The organism is Wolbachia endosymbiont (group A) of Norellia spinipes (assembly GCF_964273535.1).
The window spans coordinates 1,313,886-1,333,604 of sequence record NZ_OZ187006.1; the positions used below are offsets into that span (position 1 = coordinate 1,313,886).

Here is a 19,719-nt window from a genome sequence, read left to right on the forward strand (position 1 = left end):
AATATCCTTAAGTTATGCAAGATCAACTTTTTATATGTCAGATATAATATCAATTGCCTCAGATCATGCTGGTTATGAATTAAAATCAGAAATAAAATCCTACCTGGAAACCCTGGGTTACACAGCGGTAAATCAAGGCTGCACTGCTAAGCAAAAGTGTGTAGATTACCCAGACTATGCTGTTAAAGTTGTAGAAGATATAACAAGCAAAAAAGCAAATTATGGGATATTAATTTGTGGTACAGGTTTGGGCATGAGTACTGTGGCAAATCGTTTTGAAGGAATCTACGCTGCTTTATGTAACAGTGTTGAGATCGCAAAATTAGCTCGCGAGCATGGCAACGCAAATGTACTGTGTCTTGGTGCAGGGTTTACTGCGAGTGGATTAGCAAAAGACATAGTCAAACAATTCCTCGAAACAGAATTTTCAAAAGAAAGCAGACATAAAAAACGCCTTGATAAACTCAGTAATATAACCTCTAAGAAAAAAAAAACAAAAACTTATAACGAAGATGAAATATCAAAATTCGCTAAAATGGCAGGCCAGTGGTGGGATGAGAACGGCAAATTCAAACCATTGCACATGATGAATCCTGTTAGAGTATCTTACATTATTGAGAAAATAAAAGAGTTAAAAAAATGCAATTTGAAAGAATTATCATTGCTTGATGTTGGATGCGGTGGTGGCATTTTGTCAGAGTCAATGGCACGCGTTGGCATTAACGTTGTGGGAATAGATGTATGTGAAGAAAACATCAAAGTGGCACAGTCACATGCGAAAAAAGTAGGGCTTAATGTAGAATATATGCACACCAGCATTGAAGAGCTAAGCAATGACAAGAAGTACGACGTGGTTCTGCTGATGGAAGTAGTCGAGCATGTAGATAATTTAGAATTCTTTATGAGAAGAGCAATAGAATTGCTGAAACCAGAAGGGCTAATCTTTATATCCACAATAAATAGAACTATCAAATCCTTCTGTCTTGCAATAGTCGGCGCAGAGTACATATTAAATTGGCTGCCTAAGGGTACGCATAATTGGAATAAATTTCTCAAGCCGTCAGAAATTGCAAATCACTTAAGAGAAAATAATGTAACGCTGCAAAACATGTCTGGCATGGAGTACAACGTAATAAAGCGTGAGTGGAATTTAACTAAAGGTGTGGATATTAATTATATACTTTGTGGTTTGATGAGTAGTTAGATTTAACTCTATAAAAGCACCATTTTCACTTCCAATACTTTGAAGGATCTTGGCCAGCTTTTATACAGTAGCCTTTATTAGTTAGCGCCCAACCGCGACGACAAGAATAACTTGTACCTACACGTTCATATCCAGGAGCAGCAACACACTTTCCTTGAACCAACGTTTGACCTTTATAAGGACAACGAACCGGCATTTGATCTTCAAGAAAATTACAAACGTTTTTTTCTGTTATCGCTGTTGCAATTTTAGGTGCACCAAAAAACACAGCAACAAACATACCAAGTGAGAAAAGTGAAGGCCAAGGCATTCTTCCAAATATTGCAAGCAAGCTTGTACCAATTACTACTACTGTAATCATTGGTCCACCTATTCCATGAACGTAACCTATTACATTACACATTACATCTGTTGCTCCATCAGCGTGTGCATCAAATGCATAGAAAACTATAAATAGAATTACAAGAAAATTTCCCATTGTTCTTTCAATAATCATACCTGATTGTTTCTTATTTTAATAAAATTTCAGTAAATAGCTTTTTTCAAAAATTATGCTTAACCCAATCAATATTTATTTATTACTGCCTTTTTAATACTATAATTAACTCAGTTGATTTTTATCAAAATGCTAAACCATGGATCGATTTGAGAGTTTTTACATCACCACGCCAATATATTACGTAAACGATAAGCCGCATATCGGTCATGCATACACTTCTCTCTTGTGTGACGTGGTGGCAAGGTTCATGAAACTAGCTGGGAAAAATGTCAAATTTACCACCGGTACAGATGAACATGGACAAAAAATAGAAAAAGCAGCTAAAGCAAAGGAAATGCAGCCAAAAGAATTTACAGATGAAGTGAGTGTTTCATTTAAAGAATTAGCTAAGTTCATGAATTTTGAGTATGACGATTTTATTCGCACTACGGAGGAACGTCATGAAAAAGCAGTGGTAGCTTTATGGAATAGGCTTGAAGAGAGAGGACAAATATATTTGGATTCCTATTCGGGTTGGTATTCAGTTCGTGATGAAGCATTTTATCAGGAATCAGAGCTGATAGATGGCAAAGCACCAACAGGTGCTGAGGTTGAATGGGTAAAAGAAGAGAGCTACTTTTTTCGTTTGTCGAATTGGCAGGATAAATTACTAGAACTATATGAAAATCAGCCAAATTTTATCTTTCCTGAGAGCAGAAAAAATGAAGTGGTATCGTTTGTAAGATCAGGGCTCATTGACCTCTCAATCTCTCGCACTAGTTTTAACTGGGGAATAAAAGTACCAGGTAATGACAAACACGTAATCTATGTCTGGATAGATGCATTAACCAATTATCTTACATCAATAGGTTTCCCTAGTACTGAAGGTGAAGAATATAAGAAGTTTTGGGCAGAACCAGAAATACAGATTCCAGTGTCAAGCACTGCAAACCTAGCTGACAACTCTTTCAACGTTCATGTAATCGGCAAAGACATATTGCGCTTTCATGCTGTGTATTGGCCAGCGATTCTCCTTGCAGCAGATTTGCCACTGCCAAAACAAATTGCAGTTCATGGTTGGTGGCTAAACGAAGGAGAAAAAATATCCAAGTCTCTTGGTAATGTCATAGATCCAATTGGCCTCGCTCAAGAGTTTGGTGTTGATCAACTACGCTATTTTCTCCTTCGAGAAGCAAGTTTTGGCCAGGATGGCAACTTTAGTAAGAAAAACATGATCAGCCGCATAAACTCAGAACTTGCAAACAATATAGGCAATTTAGTACAAAGAACAATTTCATTTTTACACAAGCAATGTTCTGGAATTGTACCAACAATCGATCAAAGCCTACTTAAAGGTGAAAAAAGTCTTCCAGGTTGCAAAGCTATACTCGATCAGGTGATGAATCACCTATCAAAGTATGAGTTTAACCATATCATACTTCTAATCATCAACATCTCTTCTGAAGCCAATGCTTATATAGATAAAAGTGCACCCTGGACACTAAGCAAAACTGACAGAGAGCGCATGAACTTAGTAATTTATAAGCTACTGGAATACATCAGGATAATTGGCATTTTATTGCAGCCAATTGTCCCGAGGTCAGCGGAAATGATACTCGATCAATTGCAAATTCCGAAAGAGCAACGAGGTTTAAAATCTTTGTGCGATACGTGCGTAAGTTCAGGCATTACGCTGCCTAAACCTACGCCGGTTTTTTTGAGGGTTGATGTTTAACTAAGGAAGCATTCAGGTAGCAACACATCATATTTATTACTTGTTGTAACTGTATACACTATAGGTTGTTCTACTCGTGCTTGTTTTCTTTTTCTTCTTGCGGCTCCACTCCTTTTATTTTTACCGCCTTCTTCCGTATTGTTTATGCTGTTGTCCCTTTGAAGATTTGGCTTTTGGTCTGCTTGCTCTTCTAGCTTTTGAGCTTCTTTATTTACAACCTCTTCTTGTGGTACATTAGCCAAGGTGTTTTTATGTTGAGCATGCAACAGATCAGTACCTAGTGCACAACTATTATAAACATTCTTACTATAAATACTTTGTACCCCACTCCAAAAGCTGGTAAACTTTCCTTTTACTGACTCACATAAATCAGAAATTCTTGACGGAACTTTTGCTTTACTGTTTTCATCTAACTGCTCTTTCAGGCTAGAAGTCTCAGTATCTTTTTCACCACCAGATTCTGCATCATAAAATATCTCCTGATCCTCAGAAAGACTCATTAAATACCTTTTAGCAGCATCAATACTTAAATGATCAGGTTGCTTAGGAACGTCGTTATCAATATTTAAATAATCCAAACTATTAGCTCGTTGCTTTTGCTCACTGGAAGAAACTGCAAGATCTAAGTAATCCAAACTAGTTAGTTCTTGCATACTAGGTTTAGATCCATCTTCACGCTTAAACTGCTCTTCCGAACTAGAAACCTTAGTACCATGAAATCTACTGTAAAAGCTGCTTCCAACGCTGTTAAGTGCTCCTTTTGTATACTCAACTGATGTACCATAAACATTTTTTAATTTATTTCCAGCACTATTAAATTTCCCTTTTACATACTCAACTGATGTGCCATAAGCATTTTTCGCACTACCTACGACATTTTTTAAGTCATTCGCAACATCACTACGGCGCTGCTTAATAGTACTATGAACGCGCCCACTACTGTAGGCTTCTGCTACATATGCAAATACTTCTTGAGATGCTTCTTTGATATTCTTCATTGCTTGCGGAACAAAAGTTTTCTTGTGTTTAAGTTCTTCTATTTCTTTTTTTTGATTATCAATCTCCTCATTTTTTTTTATTAATTTCAATTTTTTGCTTAGAATTTTCCTCCTCTTTAGCTTTTACTTCCGCTTCTTTTTTAGTCAGTTGGTCATTTTGCCCAGAAATTGTTTGCTTTTGAGCCTGTACTTTATCTTCTTCTTTAGCTAGTTGAGCATCTTTTTTAGATATTTCTTCTACTTTCTCAGTCAGTTGAACATCTTTCTCAGAAATAGTTTTATTCTTACTAATTGCTTTATACGAAAGTGCCATAGCTACAGCAGAAAATACAGCACCACCAATAATAAATGGCAGGCCAACACTTAATGCTGCAACAGGAGCTAAGAAACCAATATAAGGAGCTGCAGCAAACACTCCAGATGCTAATAAAGTTAAAGCAGCCAGAGTTCCAGCTATATAATAGGGTAAATTGTTTTTACTCATACGATTATTCCTCACGTATTGTAAAATATAATACCATATAAAAGGATTTAAAGGAAGTTGTCAAGCTAACTTTTTACATAAAAAAACAATTGATGAACTTGGGAACAAGAAGATTGCTGCCAAGCTACACACTATGCCTCTCCGTGTAATCTTTAAACGAACCTCTGTTAGAGTCAAAATATAGCTTCACACTGCCAATTGGCCCATTTCTCTGCTTTGCAATAACAAGCTCTGCAATATTTCTAATTTTTTCCATTTTTTCTTGCCACTCTCGATGTTTATTGCTTCCTTCACTTGGTTGCTTTCTCAATTCATAATATTCCTCTCTATAGAGGAACATCACTATATCTGCATCCTGCTCTATGCTTCCTGAATCACGCAAATCAGAAAGTTGTGGTTTTTTGTCGTCTCTCTGCTCAACAGAACGAGAGAGCTGAGATAGTGCAACAACGGGAATATTCAGCTCTTTTGCAATTGCTTTCAAACCCTGCGTCACTTCCGAGATTTCTTGTACTCTATTTTCATTACTTCTTTTTGTTGTTCCTCTGATTAGCTGCAAATAATCAATGAATACCACTTCTACATTATATAATTGATACAGCAAGCGTATTCTGGTGCGAAGGGCACTAATTGATAGCGCAGGGGTGTCATCTATGATGAAAGGCAGTTCAGATAATTCTGTACTAGCATTGATAAATTCATGCAATTCAAAATCACTAATTCTCCCGGTTAATGCCTTATAATAACTAATCCCTGAATCTATAGTGATCAGCCTTGCGGTTAATTGTTCTGCTGACATTTCAAGTGAGAAAAACGCTACATAATGTTGTTTATCTGCTCTTTTTTGCAACATCTTACAAGCATTAAGTGCGATGTTTAGCGCCAGTGCTGTTTTACCCATAGAAGGCCTTGCAGCTAAAATTAATAAATCAGATTTTTGTAGGCCACCAAGAAGCTGATTTAGATCTTGAAGTCCGGTTGTAACGCCCAGCGCTTCTGGATTATTTTTCAGTGTGCTGATCTTCTCAACTACGTCTTTAATTGAACTTGCAAGTTTTATATATGTTTTCTCACCTTGTTTTTTTACTGCTAAGTTGAACAATTTTGTCATTGCTTGTTCAATTTGCGCCTGTGCAGGATTTTCAATATCGTAGTTGTAGCTATCACCAACTATTTCTTGCCCGAGCTTAATTAAACATCTCCTTAAGTAAGTATCACGGATTATTCTAGTCAAACTATAGATATCAAGTGCAATACTTGCCTTTGCTGCAAGCTTTGCTAAGTACTCTACCCCACCACACTCGGTAAACGCTTGGTCGTTCTCAAAAAACATTTTGAGGCTTAGTTCATTGGCAACTATACCGTGTTTCCTGGTTTTGGATATCTGCGTAAAAATACTTTGATGTAATGGATCATAGAAATTTTCTGCTGTGATTGTGTCTTCAACTGCATCACAGATTCTATTATCACGAATCATTGCACCAATAAGCATCTGTTCAGCTTCTAAATTATGCGGTAATTTACATATTTCCTTATCTACACTTCTTGAACTGAGGAGACTAGCTAATTCATTCATTTTAAGTTTTGAGAGTAACTGTTGATTATTGTAGAATATTTAGTCCTCATTTGAAAGACATATAAAATTTGACTAATTCCGTGTTGCCTATAGCATTAAAACTTAATGCCCCTGTGGTGGAATGGTAGACACGGCAGACTCAAAATCTGTTGCTTGCAAAAGCATGCTGGTTCAAGTCCGGCCAGGGGCACGTTAAATATTGGAAAGTATATATATGTTACATAAATTTTTTAATCGTTTATTTTCTATTTTTTCTTCTATAAATGTTATTCAAAAGGTAAAGAAAGATGAAAATGGGATATGTTATGTAACAGGACTTAGGCGCTATATATCAGTATTGCTTGATTTGATTATTATCGTTTTGTTCTTGCAGTTTTGCAGCCAAGACTTAAATAAGCTCTTTATGAACTCAGAGGATAGCAAAATATTAAGTCAAATTGCTGCAAAATACCAAATGCAAGCGCCACTGTCTGCAGAAGAAAAGACAACGCAGAGTAGACTTATAAAATTACAAATCCTAAATCAAATAGTCCAATGCATTATGCTCTTTTGCTATGTAACATATATGTGGGTAAGGTTTGCTGCTACACCTGGAAAACTATTACTTGGGCTTAGAGTTGTGGATGCACAAACTTTCGAAAAGATGACCCTAAGACAAGCAACAAAGAGATTTTTTTCCTTTATATTGTCAGCTGCACCATTATTCTTGGGCTTTTTATGGTCAAATTTCAACAAACGCTGTCAAACTTGGCACGACAAGATCGCAGGCACAGTGGTTGTCACGAGTAAAAGCCTTAGAAGGCAGAACTAAAAACTAAAGAGCTCAAATGAAAGAAGGTAAACTCTACAGTATACATTTAGTAGCGCTTTCTATGAGAGAAATCGTATTATCTATTCCATAAAGCTTTATGAAAGATCCCATTCTTGGACCGGGTTTTTGGCCAAGTAACGTTTCATATAATAGCTGAAACCAGTCACGTAAGTTGGTATAATCATATTTTTTTCCAATAGAAAATACCTGAGATTGAATTTCTTCAGCAGTAACAGTTGTAGATAGAGAATGTAAAGTGTCCTTCAAATCTAGTAACGCTTCTTTCTCTTTTGCATTTGGAGTTTTATATGATTTTGTTGGTTTGATAAAATCGTGGTAATACTTTACTGCAAAGTCTGAAAGTCTATCAAGCATTTTATTATTTTCTGGTGTGACGCTTGGTGCATAAGTGGATATAAAACCCCAGAGAATCTCTTTGTTTTCAGCGTTACAAGCCGCCGCTAGGTTTAAAAGTAGCGTAAAATTTATACCTGAAGTTTCTATACTGGGAACTTCACCTTGATGAATATGCCATGCAGGATTATTTATATCTTTTTCTTTACTCTCATTATAGCACCTTACAAACTCTAGATACTCATCGGTTGATTTTGGTATCACATCAAAATATAAACGTTTAGCTTTTTTAGGACTCTGAAAAATATACAGTGATAAACTCTCCGTTGGTGCGTAAGTTAGCCACTCTTCAATCGAAATGCCATTTCCTCTTGATTTTGATATTTTCTTTCCTTCTTTATCAAGGAAAAGCTCGTAGCAAAACAGGAGTGGTGGCTTTTCTCCAAGTATTTCACATATTTGACTTGAAAGCACAGCAGATGGAGTTAAATCTTTTCCGTGAGCTTCATAATTTACTCCAAATGCGGCCCACCTCATTCCCCAATCAGGTTTCCATTGCAGTTTACATTTTCCTTTTGTCACTGGAACTTCTATTTTTTCCCCGTTTGGGTCTTCATACGTGATTGTTCCTTTATCTGTATTTGTTTCAATTACTGGAACTTGTAAAACTTGGGAAGTTTTTGGGCATATCGGCAAGAATGGACTGTAAGTCTGCTGCCTTTCTTCCCGAAATGATGGAAGCATTACGTCCATCACTTTATCATAATTTTTCAGCAGGAGTAAAAGTTTTTCATCGTAAACGCCAGATTTATAACACTCTGTTGCACTCCTAAATTCGTATTCAAATTCAAACAAATCAAGAAATTTACACAACAACGAATTCATGTGATGACCATAACTCTCATGAGTGCCAAATGGATCGGGTATCATAGTCAATGGTTTATTTAAGTGCTCCCTTAGCATCTCTTGATTTGGCACATTATCTGGTATTTTTCGCAAACCATCCATATCATCTGAAACTGCAATGATTTTGGTTTTTATACCAGGAGCTATTTTTTTTAATGCATTTACAACAACTGTAGTGCGGAAAACCTCTCCAAAGGTTCCTATGTGGGGTAAACCAGAGGGTCCATAACCAGTTTCAAATATTATTTCTTTTTTATTAGGAAACTCTTGCAATATTTTTTCTGCTTCTTGAAATGGCCAACTTGTCATTATCTGGGTTAAATTATTAATCAATGTATCTTAACTTAAAGTGCTACTAGTTTCAATGGATTTTTAATATAATGATATAGTATTAGTGTTAGAGCTATTATTAGAAGGTTAAAGATATGTCCACAGGTAGTATACAAACAGATCAATTATTTAAAGGTCTTACAAGACCTGCAATGCTCTTTGGTGTGAGTTATATGTTTGCAATATTAAACGTCCTGATTTGCCTGCTAATTTTCATTAATTCAAATGATTTGAGAGTGATTCTTTTAATGTTACCAGGTATACATGGACTTGGCTATATAGCTTCTGCAAAAGAACCTTTGTTTATTGAATTATTTATGGTAAAATTAGGAAAGTGCTCGAAATGTTTAAATCGTTTTTATCATGGAGCCAATTCTTATGATATTGCTTAATGTTGTGTGATGCTGAGGTTTAGGGCTATTCAATCAAAGAGTAAATCTACTCTGAGCAGGGAAGTTCACGCTGCTGAATTTATTCCTTATTCTTGCTATTGGAATAGCACAACCTTGATGACAAAAGAAAATTGGTTGGTTAAGGTTATAAAACTAAGTGGCTTTGCATTTGAAACCGCCGATGACGAGGATTTAGTAATACAAAATAATATCAGGAATCAGATGCTCAGAAGCATTTCATCTCCGGCATTTAGTTTGTATTTTCATACTATCAGACGTAAAAAAAATATTTTTTCTGATGAATTTGCAAGTCAAGGTTTGCCGAATTTTTTCGCTAATCACGTAAATCTAAAATGGAGAGAAAAACACGCAACAAGGCAATCATTTATTAATGACCTATACATTACGATTATCCGTAGAGCAGACACAAAAGGAGTAGAATTTTTGTCATATCTACTAAAAAAATTCGGACATGTAACTTCAAAACATGCTTGGGAAAGTGATATGCGTGCCACGTATGAAGATTTAGAGGAAACGACAAATCGTGTAGTGACAAGCCTTAGAAATTATTCGCCTAAAATTCTTGGAGTAAAAGAAACTCCAGATGGTTTGTTCTGCGAAATAATGGAGTTTCTATCTAGAATCGTAAATTGTGGCTTCGTTACAAATACGCTTTTTCCGCTAAGAACTGAAATATCAAGATACTTACCAGTACATAGGTTATTCTTTGGCCGTAAGATGATACAGGTTGTGACTCATAATGAGAGTAAATATGCTGGAGTAGTTAGTATCAAAGAATATGGAAATCATACTTCTGCAGGAATGCTTGATTCGTTTTTACAACTTCCTTACGAGTTTATAATTACGCAATCTTTTCAATTTATAAACAGGCAAATGGCGATTGGAAAAATGCAGATACAGCAAAATCGAATGATACAGTCTGCAGATAAAGCTATTTCTCAAATAGCAGAAATTTCTCAAGCGCTTGATGACGCAATGAGTGGTAAGATTGCATTTGGTCAACATCACCTGACTATTTTATGTATAGAAAAAAGTCCTAAATCATTGGATAACGCTCTGTCGTTGGTAGAATCAGAGCTTTCTAATTGCGGTGTTTACCCTGTCCGTGAGAGAGTTAACCTTGAACCAGCATTTTGGGCGCAAATTCCTGGTAATTTCGATTATATAGTGAGAAAAGCTACAATAAGTAGTCTTAATTTGGCTGGATTTGCATCTCAACATAATTATCCTAATGGTAATAAATTCAATAACCACTGGGGAGATGCCGTTACAGTTTTCGACACGACATCTGGTACTCCATTTTTTTTCAACTTTCATATAAGGGATGTTGGACACACTATGATAATTGGCCCAACTGGTGCTGGTAAAACTGTTTTAATGAATTTCTTATGTGCTCAAGCGATAAAATTTTCTCCAAGGATATTCTTTTTTGACAAAGATCGCGGTGCAGAGATTTTCTTAAGAGCACTTGGTGGTATCTATACTGTAATAGAACCAAGAACTAAAACAAATTTTAATCCTTTGCAACTTGATGACACCTCTGATAATAGAACATTTTTAATGGAGTGGATAAAGTCTTTAATTTCGGTATATAATGATAAATTTACTTCAGAAGATATTGCACGAATTAATGATGCAATTGAAGGAAATTTTAAATTAAGAAAAGAAGACAGGTTCTTGAGAAACCTTGTACCGTTTTTAGGACTTGCAGGTCCTGATACTCTAGCTGGGGCAATATCTATGTGGCATGATAATGGTTCTCATGCTGCAATATTTGACAATAAAGAAGATTTGCTAGATTTTTCACGAGCAAGAGTATTTGGTTTTGAGATGGCTAGCTTGCTCAAAGATCCTGTTGCCCTTGGACCAGTATTGATTTATTTATTTCATAGGATTAGTATATCTCTTGATGGCACTCCATCTATTATCGTTCTTGATGAGGCATGGGCATTAATAGATAATCCAGTTTTTGCACCCAAGATAAAAGACTGGTTGAAGGTACTGAGAAAACTAAATGCTTTTGTGATTTTTGCTACTCAGAGTGTTGAGGATGCAAGTAAAAGTGCTATTAGCGATACGCTTGTACAACAAACAGCAACACAGATTTTTTTACCAAATCTGAAAGCTACTAGTGTCTATCGGGATGTTTTTATGTTAACTGAACGTGAATATATATTAATTAAGCACACAGATCCGAGTACTAGATTCTTTTTGGTGAAACAAGGAGTTAATGCTGTGGTAGCTAGAATAGACTTAAAAGACTTAGATGATATAATCAACGTATTATCCGGACGTGCAGAAAGTGTTCTATTGTTACACGATATATTAAATGAAGTTGGGGACAACCCAAAAGTATGGTTGCCTATATTTTATCAGAAGGTAAAAAATGTTTAAGACTAAGCTGTCATTGCTATTAATTGCGATATTTTTACTAAATATAGACTTTTTACTCTCATATCCAGTGCTTGCAGATGGAGTAAGTGGTACTGACAAGACAGAATTTGTTAGCAGATTTAATTCCACTGGCAGCTTCAGTCGTGCCTCTAATCCTGATTGTGGGGCGTTTAAAACAGCTGCAGCACTTGCTGGAATAGCGATTGCTGTTGGCGCAATATTTACTGGCATTGTCTTAATCGTCTCTTCTGCTGGTTTGTTTACCGCTCTTGTTATTGTTGGAATGATAGCTGCAATTGTTGGAGTCTGGAAAGCAATAGGGGGGCTTGTTGTTTGTGAACATAGTTTTGTTAAACACCCAGTTGCACGTGGTCATGATGGAAAATACAAAAATTTTAAAGAAGACACAGGTTATAGTGGCTGCACCAATAAAAATTACCAAACAGAAGATGAATATTTTTCTTGTTTGCAAGATAAAGCTCGGGAAGACGTGAACAAAAAAGACTATGACGGGAAAAGAGCAGAAAAAGAAGCCTTAAATTCTAACGTTCAGGAGAGTACAGAAAGTTATTACTGGCCAAAAAACGGTGTGCAATACAGTGAATATATAGAAATATGTCATCGAAATCCTTTAACTTTTGGTAATCTTTTTAACAAGAAAGACTTTGATTCCAGAGAAAAACCTGGATACATAGACTTTGATGTAAGGGAAAAAGATACTGGATATGTAGATGGGTCATGGTCCCCGACGGTCGATGGTGAGCTGAAATGTAAAGTTCTTAAAGCTGGGCAAAGCGAAACCATACATGGGTCAACATTTAAAGCAGTAAGAAAAATGGGCAGGTTGTGTGTGGAGCTGGGAAGTGTGAGCATGCTTGGTATCGAAATGACTCCTTGGCCGCAAGGGGTTGATATGGGGTGCACGGAATTGCCACCTGACCCACTTGCTCCTATGTGTGAAAAATCTATGATGACATTCAAAAATAAAGATGGTACAGGAGAGGAAAAAGTTTCTATTGGTAATAATGATGACTATAAAACTATTATCAGATCTAAAGAAAAAGGACTCAACGGACAAGGGGGGAAAATTTTTGTAGGTTATGATAATGCTGGCTGTTTTAGCTCGTATGTCTCTAAAGCTTGCTATAATCAGGCAGGAAGTAAATCATTAGCTCCTATTCCCATCACTTCTATGATAGTGCAATGCATTAAGGAATCGTTAGATAATTTAGTTGCAGGTATTGATTCAAGTGGCAGCCCACTTAAAGATAAAGATGGACATAACAAGGGCAGTTTCTTATCTGTAGCACAAAAGAGGTTGAAAAACACTGTAACTGCTGTTTTGGTTTTAGCTTTAATACTGTTCTCTATAAAAGCTATGTCTGGTGGAGTTCGCAGCCCACAAGAAATGTACATGTTGATTATTAAATTCGCTTTAGTGATTTACTTCACAACAGGCAGTACCATGTCTCATTATTATGGAGAATTAACTCGTCTCTCAAATGGTTTGTCAGAGATAGTGCTAAAAGCGTCATCTGAAAGTAAAGGCATATGTAATTATAAAGCAGGTACAGATTATGAATATACTCGTGAAGGAAAGAAGGTATCTTACAGTTATCTTGCACCTTGGGATAGGCTTGATTGTAGAATTTTATTTTATTTAGGTGCCCCTTTAGATGGAATTAGTGGCAAAATTGGTACTGGAGGTGTTGCAACGTTAGCAGTCTTGCTTGGTGCTGCTCCTGTCTTGTTAGTTGCAGGTTCGGTGATTGGTATTATTTTCGCTGGTGGACAAATTTTAGTAGCTCTTGTCTGTATATTTATGGCCGTTCTGATGATGATGGTTATTTTGTGGCTGTGCTATGTATTTATTTTATCTCTAGTTGCTTTAAGTGTAATTGTTATTCTATCACCTTTGTTTATTCCTATGGTTTTATTCCAACACACCAAAGGATATTTTGACGGCTGGGTGAAAGAGTTGATTACCTATAGCTTATACCCGGTTATCCTTTTTGCGTTTTTGTCCTTTATGTTCATAGCATGTGATAAAATATATTTTAAAAATTTGAAATTTGAATCGGATAAGCTATATGAAAAGAAACAAGCAGAAACCTCAGATAGTAAGAAAAAACAGTGGTTCAAATTGAAGGATGGTGAATGTGATAAAAATGAAACTACTCTTGCATGTATGATGCAAAATTATAGCTTTAAAAAGAGCAACATACTTGGTCTATTATACTTTAAATACATGGAGTTTGGCAGCTCTCTCATCGGAGAGTTATTAAAGTTGTGTCTAGTGTTATTCCTCTTTTACCACTTTTTAAACATTCTTCCTAACATGGCTGCTGAACTTGCTGGTAACCATAGAGCATTACTCGGTTCTGGTAGTACACCTGGACAAATGGTGGGCAAAGCTTTATCTGCTGTCAAAGCCGCTGCTGGAGGTGTTGGTCAAGCTGCTGCTGCGGCTGTCAAGAAGGCAAGAGGTGGTGCTGGTGGAGGAGGTGGAGATAGTGGTAAAGGTTACAGCGAAAAGATTAACTAAGGTGGCGGTGATGCTAGTTAAGGTAAGTAACAGATGCTTAAACGTTTAAGTAACCAAAACTTGGGTAAGCTATGCATAAGTTTTGTGGTACTTTTTTTATTGTCTGGATGCGGGGAGGATCACTGTATTAAGCCAGAAAATTTATCAGGTTTGCGTGAAAAACTAGATATAGTGTCAACAGAGCAGAAGTGGGTTGATTCTGGTGTTTACATCTCAGATGGGATAAGAAGCGTAACAGAGATTAATATAGTGCCTAGTAAGGTTAATTTTTGTCCTAAGCAGTATGCAGATTTTGCAATTAGGCCTGGGAGAAATGACGTTACATTACCATTTGCACTTAAAAAAGACGATACGATAAGCTTTAGTGTTATTGGAAGTAAAGTGTGTAAAGATAAAGAGAGTGAGACAAAAATCAGGTATGTGAAAATCGATGAAAAGTGTAGCGAGCAAGAAACGGAACATTTTGCACATGTTTTAAATCAAGAAGAATGTCAAGGTAGTATTCAAGATGGAATATGTCCTAATAAATATATAATAGGCGATGCACAATGGTTGAATGGAAAAGAGTACTGGTTTTCGAAGTTAGATCAAGATGAAAAAAAGATTAAAAATATCATCAATTCTATAAAACAAGGAGAAAATATAGACTGTAGGAGCCTTTCAGATAGCAGCGCAAGCGAAATAGATACGCGCATTTTGAATTTACTCTGCGGACGTATATGTAAATTTCCTTCCGGCAGCGGAAACAAAGGTTGCGCATATATTGAATACAATAGTGTAGAAGGTGAGATATCCCGGTCTGATGTTGAAGCTATTAGTAAAATACTAAAAGAAAAACAGATAAAAACTGGCATTACACTTTTGAAAATTCACATGGATGGTGAAGATTTTGAATACATTCCAACAGGTGGCATATGTACTAACTGTGATTATAAGATAGAAAAATACCATCGAACACCAAGTTTAACTTTTAGTTTATGTAGTAGAAATGACGAGCACTGCTACGATAGAAATGACAAAGGTGGTTTCAACATAAGAGTAACAAAGAACCATAGCCTAAAAAATAACTTATATATACGTGTTTCTGATAAATTCCCTGACCATAAGCCTGGTGAAGACCAAGCGGATATATCTGTGGATATTAGCCAAGTTCATGACGTTCAATATATGGAAAGCTTAAAAGAAAAGTTAAAAGACAAAACAGGCACCATATATTACGGAATAAGAGACCATGGCTGCGATTACAAAAATGAAGGTCAGTTTAGCATTAACCTAACAACTAAAGAGCCACCTACAAGAACTTTTAGTGCAATCTATAATTTTTTTGACGAAAAAGTAAAAACTGCATTTTTTGGTTCCAGCTATAAAGACTCCAACGCGATTCACTCTGATACTAGTCCTGTAAAGCATCTTTACGAAAGTTTTCTAAAATCAAGCAAAACAAATATCATTAGATCTACGATAATATCGCTGTTAGTATTATACATAATCTTATATACCCTTTACTACTTTTTTGGATTAACTCATATTTCTATATATGAGTTTCTAATTATATGCGTAAAGATAGGAGTTATTACCCAGCTGCTGCAGGACAACAGTTGGAATTTTTTTTATAACAATGCATTTTCTATTTTTATTAACACCCCAAAACAGTTAATAGAAATAGCAAATTTCAGAGGCACTACTTCAAATGTTTTTGAGTTTCTTGATTTGCCGTTAAATAGATTTCTGTCATCGCATTCAGTATTGTTAATAGTATCTCTTATATTTTCTGGCCCTTTGGGCATTGTATCTTTTTGCTTGGTGATTTGGGGTTTAATCACAGTGAGCTTATCTATTTTTAATGCCTTATTTTCTTTTATTACATCTATAGCAATAGTTGCGTTATTGCTTTCTTTAGCACCTATTTTTATTATTTGTCTTTTATTTGCGTATACTAGGCAGATGTTTCACAACTGGGTTAAAAATTTAGCAAGATTTGCGATTCATCCAGTAGTGCTTTTAATTTTTATATCACTGATAAGTCAGGTTATGGATTATATCATATATTCAGTATTTGATTTTGAAGTCTGCTCTACGTGTATACTTAGTATTAACCTAAAGATTTTTAACCCTTGTATCTTCTATGGTTATGCTTCCAAATATACACCTAATATTACCGCTATGATGGCTTTTGTTATTTTGGGACACGCTATGAAAGCTTTAGTTAAAGCTTCTTCGGCAATATCTGACTCGTTGTTTGGTGCTTATGTGCAAAACGAACCTGGAAAAGAATATCAACAAAGCTTAATGGGAACAGTAGGGTTAGATGAACAAAGCGTTCAAAGAAGAGGAGGAGGTACTTTTCAACAGTCAGGTGCGTCAAGACCTCAAATACCACAAGGGACTCAAAGGTCAACGCCTCAGATACCACAACCAGGAAGACAGCAATGATAAGTAAAAGATCACTATTATTGATACTGTGTCTTGCAATCACTGGTTGTACTATGGAGTGTGTTGAGCCTGGGTTGCAGAGCAGAAACACCAGCGTTAATGTGGATGTTCCAGTTCATAAAGCAGATGAAGGAGTTAAAATTCATTGGGTTGATTCTGGTCAGATAATTAGCAAGGGTGAGGAAATCAAATTCACCCTCGATGGATCAGTAAATTTTTGCCCTTTTAAAGAAGACAAAAATCCAAGGAAAGTACTTGTGCCAGCTAGCTTTTGTGCTGATGGCTCAGAACCAAATTATAGTAAAGCTGCAAATATTAACGATGTGCCTAATAATTATGGCGTAAATGAAAACGAATTGTGCGGCGGTAAAGAATTTGGCAGCAATAGACGTTATGTAGACACTGGAATAAAAGTAAGTCCTGGTGACAGGTTAAGCTTTAGCTTAGTTCCCAGAAAAATAACAATTGATTATGACAATCCAGAAGGGAAAGGCATCAATTTTGATGATAATTGTTATAAAGCTGTAGAAAATGACCGTAAGGAAACTGTATATAAGAAAGCTACAGTGAGTGAAGTACATCAGGGGGGAGAGTTTTTTTGTGATGGTAAAGATGGTACAAAAAATGAAATACAATTTTTACCTCTTGATAAAACAAAAGCAAAGGAAAGCAAAGTGCTAGTTGGCAATGGTTACACCCCATATGATAATAAGGTACATTTTAATAAAGGTTATATTCAAGACAACGAACCATGGATATATGGCTCGCTACTCGATTTACGCCGCGCTAAAATAGGATTGAACGAATTATGTGATGGAAAAAACTGCGATTCTAACGAGGTGAAAAAGTACAGCTCTTATGAGCTTAATTGTTACTATCAGAACGTGTGCTATACCGAGAAGGGTATATGGAATTATACATATAAAGACAAAGAACGGAACTGTGTCTCTTCTATAAGGTATAGCAAATATGATAAAGGAAATAAATGTGACATGTATTCTCACCTTAAAGGAGTTGAAGATAAGCTTAAGAGGATAGAAGAAAATAAAGGGGGTACCATGCAGATTAACGTTGATTTTACATCAAACACTGAAGAAGATATCTCATGGGCTGAGGCTCTTGTTGCAAAAATTGGTGATCTTGGTGATCAAGATACTGCTAAAGGTATTCAATGTCTTCCAAAGGAAAGGGGTGCAAAAGGGGATAATGTGTGTTCACAAATTAAAGATGAATTTGGAGATTTTTCTCTGAAATTAAATCATGACTATCCAATAGGAAGTGTAACACCTGGTAGCAGTGTGATGCTTGCCATTGCAGATTATGATCATTATGGAGCTAATAGGGGTGGGTACCATGTTAAAGTGACTAGATCATGTGAATATATTAATGGCGAAAAACTGTATGTGTATTTGGGTGATGAGCCACCTAAAGATTTGCATGGTGTGGGAACTAATGATTTCAAAGTGGTAGGAGTGAGAGAAAGAGTAGACGGAAAAGATGAGTACACTATATTAGATGTAATAAGCGGAAAACACTTTCAGAACGAAGAATCTAAGAAGATATATTTTGGTATTGATGTAAGCAACGTAGAGAGAGATGACATTACGGACAAAAATGGCAAATATTACGAAAACAATAAGTATAGTGTAACTTTATTTGTCAAAAGAAAAATTAATGATTTTATTTCATCAAATATAAACAAGATATTTGGTTTTATGAAAAAAGAAGTAATTGGTGACAGCGTTAAAGATTCATACAAAGGATATGCAAGAGGTCTTCTTCAAGGAGTAAGAGCTTTGCTTACTCTATACGTTATATTTACTGTCGTTGGCTATATGCTTGGAACAATACAGCTAAGTAAATTTGATTTCATTGTAAGAATGTTCAAGATAGCATTTATAGCTTTTGCCTTTAGCGATAGAAGCTGGGAACTTTTTGGTACAACTTTATCCAGACTTTTTATAGATGGTAGCACTTATTTAGTTGATAGCTTTTCTGGCTATATAGGGGAAGGGGGGAGAAAATTTGCATTCTTAGACTTGACAGCAGGAATATTATTCACAGCAGAAACTTGGTTAAAGTTTTTATCGTTGATGCTCTCTGGTCCTTTTGGCTTTATTGCATTTTTGGCAATACTCTACGCTACTTTTGCGTTTTTAAAATGCATTATTAGCGCTACGTTTAAATATGTAATATCTACTGTTCTAGTAGCGTTTTTACTGTCATTAACACCTTTGTTTATCGTGTTTATTTTATTTCAACAGACTAAACCCTTGTTTGATAACTGGATAAAAACGCTGGCTCACGTTGCAGTACAACCAGTTATTTTATTTTCATCTTTATCTCTTTTAAATCAGTTGATGTATTCAGTTCTATACAATCTCACAAATTTTTCTGCATGCTATCAATGTTTAATTAGCGTAAATTTCTTATCGTATGATCTGTGCTTGATGAAATCAATACTGCCTCTTGGATACAGTCCTGGCACTAATGTTGATGTTGCACTCAGTACCGGAGAAAGGGCTGGTGGGCACTTTGCAGCGTTGCCCATAGATCTGATCCAAGCATTTATGTACTTAATTATTGCTAATGCAATGGAAGCTTTTGTTACTATATCAGAAACTATGGCACAAGCACTATTCAGCTCTGGTTGGGGAGTTGCTGGCAGTGTTCGTCAAGTTGCCACAAGCGCATCACAAGCTATACTGTCAACTGTTGGCCTTGATAATAACACCCAAGGTATGATACAGAACATTAGGCAACAAGTGGGTAAAGATCGGACGGAAGTTGACGTGAAGGATAATTCCATGAGCCCTAAATCTGAAATACCAGAACAATCAGGTAAGCAAGAAGGTCCTGATAAAAAGGAGAGGGGGAGCTCTAAACCTGAAGCACCAAAACAATCAGGTCAGCAAAAAAATCCTGATGAAACAATAAGAAGTGATCCTAGTGATAAAGCTAAAAACAAGGAAGGAAATGGAGAGAAGTAAGATATGAATGATGTTATGGAGTAACTAATTAAAAAGATATTTTAAGTAAAGTTTTAGAAATTTATTTC

At 35.9% G+C, this 19,719-nt stretch carries 13 protein-coding genes and 1 tRNA gene; 9 read left to right on the plus strand and 5 right to left on the minus strand.

The features are described 5' to 3' along the window. The first annotated feature begins 34 nt into the window (after nucleotides 1-34). On the plus strand, nucleotides 35-1,204 hold the full coding sequence (ubiG, locus tag ACFZP3_RS06410; RefSeq protein WP_386087071.1) for a bifunctional 2-polyprenyl-6-hydroxyphenol methylase/3-demethylubiquinol 3-O-methyltransferase UbiG: 1,170 nt from the start codon (nucleotides 35-37) through the stop codon (nucleotides 1,202-1,204). Between the two features lie 25 nt (nucleotides 1,205-1,229). Here ubiG and ACFZP3_RS06415 read toward each other — a convergent pair whose 3' ends face one another. Continuing rightward, nucleotides 1,230-1,682: a TrbC/VirB2 family protein gene (locus tag ACFZP3_RS06415; RefSeq protein WP_386087072.1), complete on the minus strand. Its 453-nt coding sequence runs from the start codon at nucleotides 1,680-1,682 to the stop codon at nucleotides 1,230-1,232. Nucleotides 1,683-1,839: 157 nt separating this feature from the next. Here ACFZP3_RS06415 and metG point away from each other — a divergent pair, with 157 nt between their 5' ends. Beyond that, nucleotides 1,840-3,417, plus strand: a complete 1,578-nt coding sequence (gene metG, locus ACFZP3_RS06420; RefSeq protein ID WP_386087073.1) for a methionine--tRNA ligase — start codon at nucleotides 1,840-1,842, stop codon at nucleotides 3,415-3,417. Here metG and ACFZP3_RS06425 read toward each other — a convergent pair. From ACFZP3_RS06425 to ACFZP3_RS06435, 3 genes are all read right to left on the minus strand, one after another. After that, a complete protein-coding gene (locus ACFZP3_RS06425) occupies nucleotides 3,414-4,505 on the minus strand; it encodes a hypothetical protein (RefSeq protein WP_386087074.1) in 1,092 nt (363 codons plus the stop codon). The genes metG and ACFZP3_RS06425 overlap by 4 nt on opposite strands. After that, entirely contained in the window at nucleotides 4,483-4,899 is a 417-nt protein-coding gene (locus ACFZP3_RS06430; protein WP_386087075.1) for a hypothetical protein, read from the minus strand. Before ACFZP3_RS06430 ends, ACFZP3_RS06425 begins: the two co-directional genes overlap by 23 nt. Before the next feature lie 124 nt (nucleotides 4,900-5,023). Next, the gene (locus ACFZP3_RS06435) at nucleotides 5,024-6,475 is read right to left on the minus strand and encodes a replicative DNA helicase (protein ID WP_253309169.1); all 1,452 of its coding nucleotides are present in this window, start codon (nucleotides 6,473-6,475) and stop codon (nucleotides 5,024-5,026) included. Nucleotides 6,476-6,582: 107 nt separating this feature from the next. On the opposite strand from ACFZP3_RS06435, the gene ACFZP3_RS06440 reads away from it, so the two are divergent. Together ACFZP3_RS06440 and ACFZP3_RS06445 are read left to right on the plus strand one after the other, a co-directional pair. Next, a tRNA-Leu gene (locus ACFZP3_RS06440) sits at nucleotides 6,583-6,665 on the plus strand. Between the two features lie 24 nt (nucleotides 6,666-6,689). Further along, nucleotides 6,690-7,286 carry an RDD family protein gene (locus ACFZP3_RS06445; RefSeq protein WP_386087076.1) on the plus strand — a complete coding sequence of 199 codons (597 nt, stop codon included), beginning with the start codon at nucleotides 6,690-6,692 and terminating at the stop codon, nucleotides 7,284-7,286. A gap of 33 nt (nucleotides 7,287-7,319) precedes the next feature. On the opposite strand, the gene ACFZP3_RS06450 is transcribed toward ACFZP3_RS06445, so the two are convergent. Next, on the minus strand, nucleotides 7,320-8,855 hold the full coding sequence (locus ACFZP3_RS06450) for a lysine--tRNA ligase (RefSeq protein ID WP_386087077.1): 1,536 nt from the start codon (nucleotides 8,853-8,855) through the stop codon (nucleotides 7,320-7,322). Nucleotides 8,856-8,971: 116 nt separating this feature from the next. Between ACFZP3_RS06450 and ACFZP3_RS06455 the strand changes: the two genes are divergently transcribed. Genes ACFZP3_RS06455 through ACFZP3_RS06475 form a run of 5 tightly spaced genes read left to right on the plus strand, consistent with a single transcriptional unit; the run spans nucleotide 8,972 to nucleotide 19,651 of the window. After that, nucleotides 8,972-9,268, plus strand: coding sequence for a type IV secretion system protein VirB3 (locus ACFZP3_RS06455; protein WP_253307377.1), 297 nt, complete (start codon nucleotides 8,972-8,974; stop codon nucleotides 9,266-9,268). 9 nt (nucleotides 9,269-9,277) lie between these two features. Next, a complete protein-coding gene (locus ACFZP3_RS06460) occupies nucleotides 9,278-11,683 on the plus strand; it encodes a VirB4 family type IV secretion/conjugal transfer ATPase (protein ID WP_386087125.1) in 2,406 nt (801 codons plus the stop codon). Then, the gene (locus tag ACFZP3_RS06465) at nucleotides 11,676-14,228 is read left to right on the plus strand and encodes a type IV secretion system protein (RefSeq protein WP_386087078.1); all 2,553 of its coding nucleotides are present in this window, start codon (nucleotides 11,676-11,678) and stop codon (nucleotides 14,226-14,228) included. Before ACFZP3_RS06460 ends, ACFZP3_RS06465 begins: the two co-directional genes overlap by 8 nt. Nucleotides 14,229-14,261: 33 nt before the next feature. After that, nucleotides 14,262-16,661 (plus strand): type IV secretion system protein, encoded by a 2,400-nt coding sequence (locus ACFZP3_RS06470; protein ID WP_253309163.1) that lies wholly within the window; start codon nucleotides 14,262-14,264, stop codon nucleotides 16,659-16,661. Next, complete coding sequence (locus tag ACFZP3_RS06475; protein ID WP_386087079.1) at nucleotides 16,658-19,651, plus strand: type IV secretion system protein; 2,994 nt, start codon at nucleotides 16,658-16,660, stop codon at nucleotides 19,649-19,651. The genes ACFZP3_RS06470 and ACFZP3_RS06475 overlap by 4 nt, the downstream gene beginning before the upstream one ends. Nucleotides 19,652-19,719 lie beyond the last annotated feature (68 nt).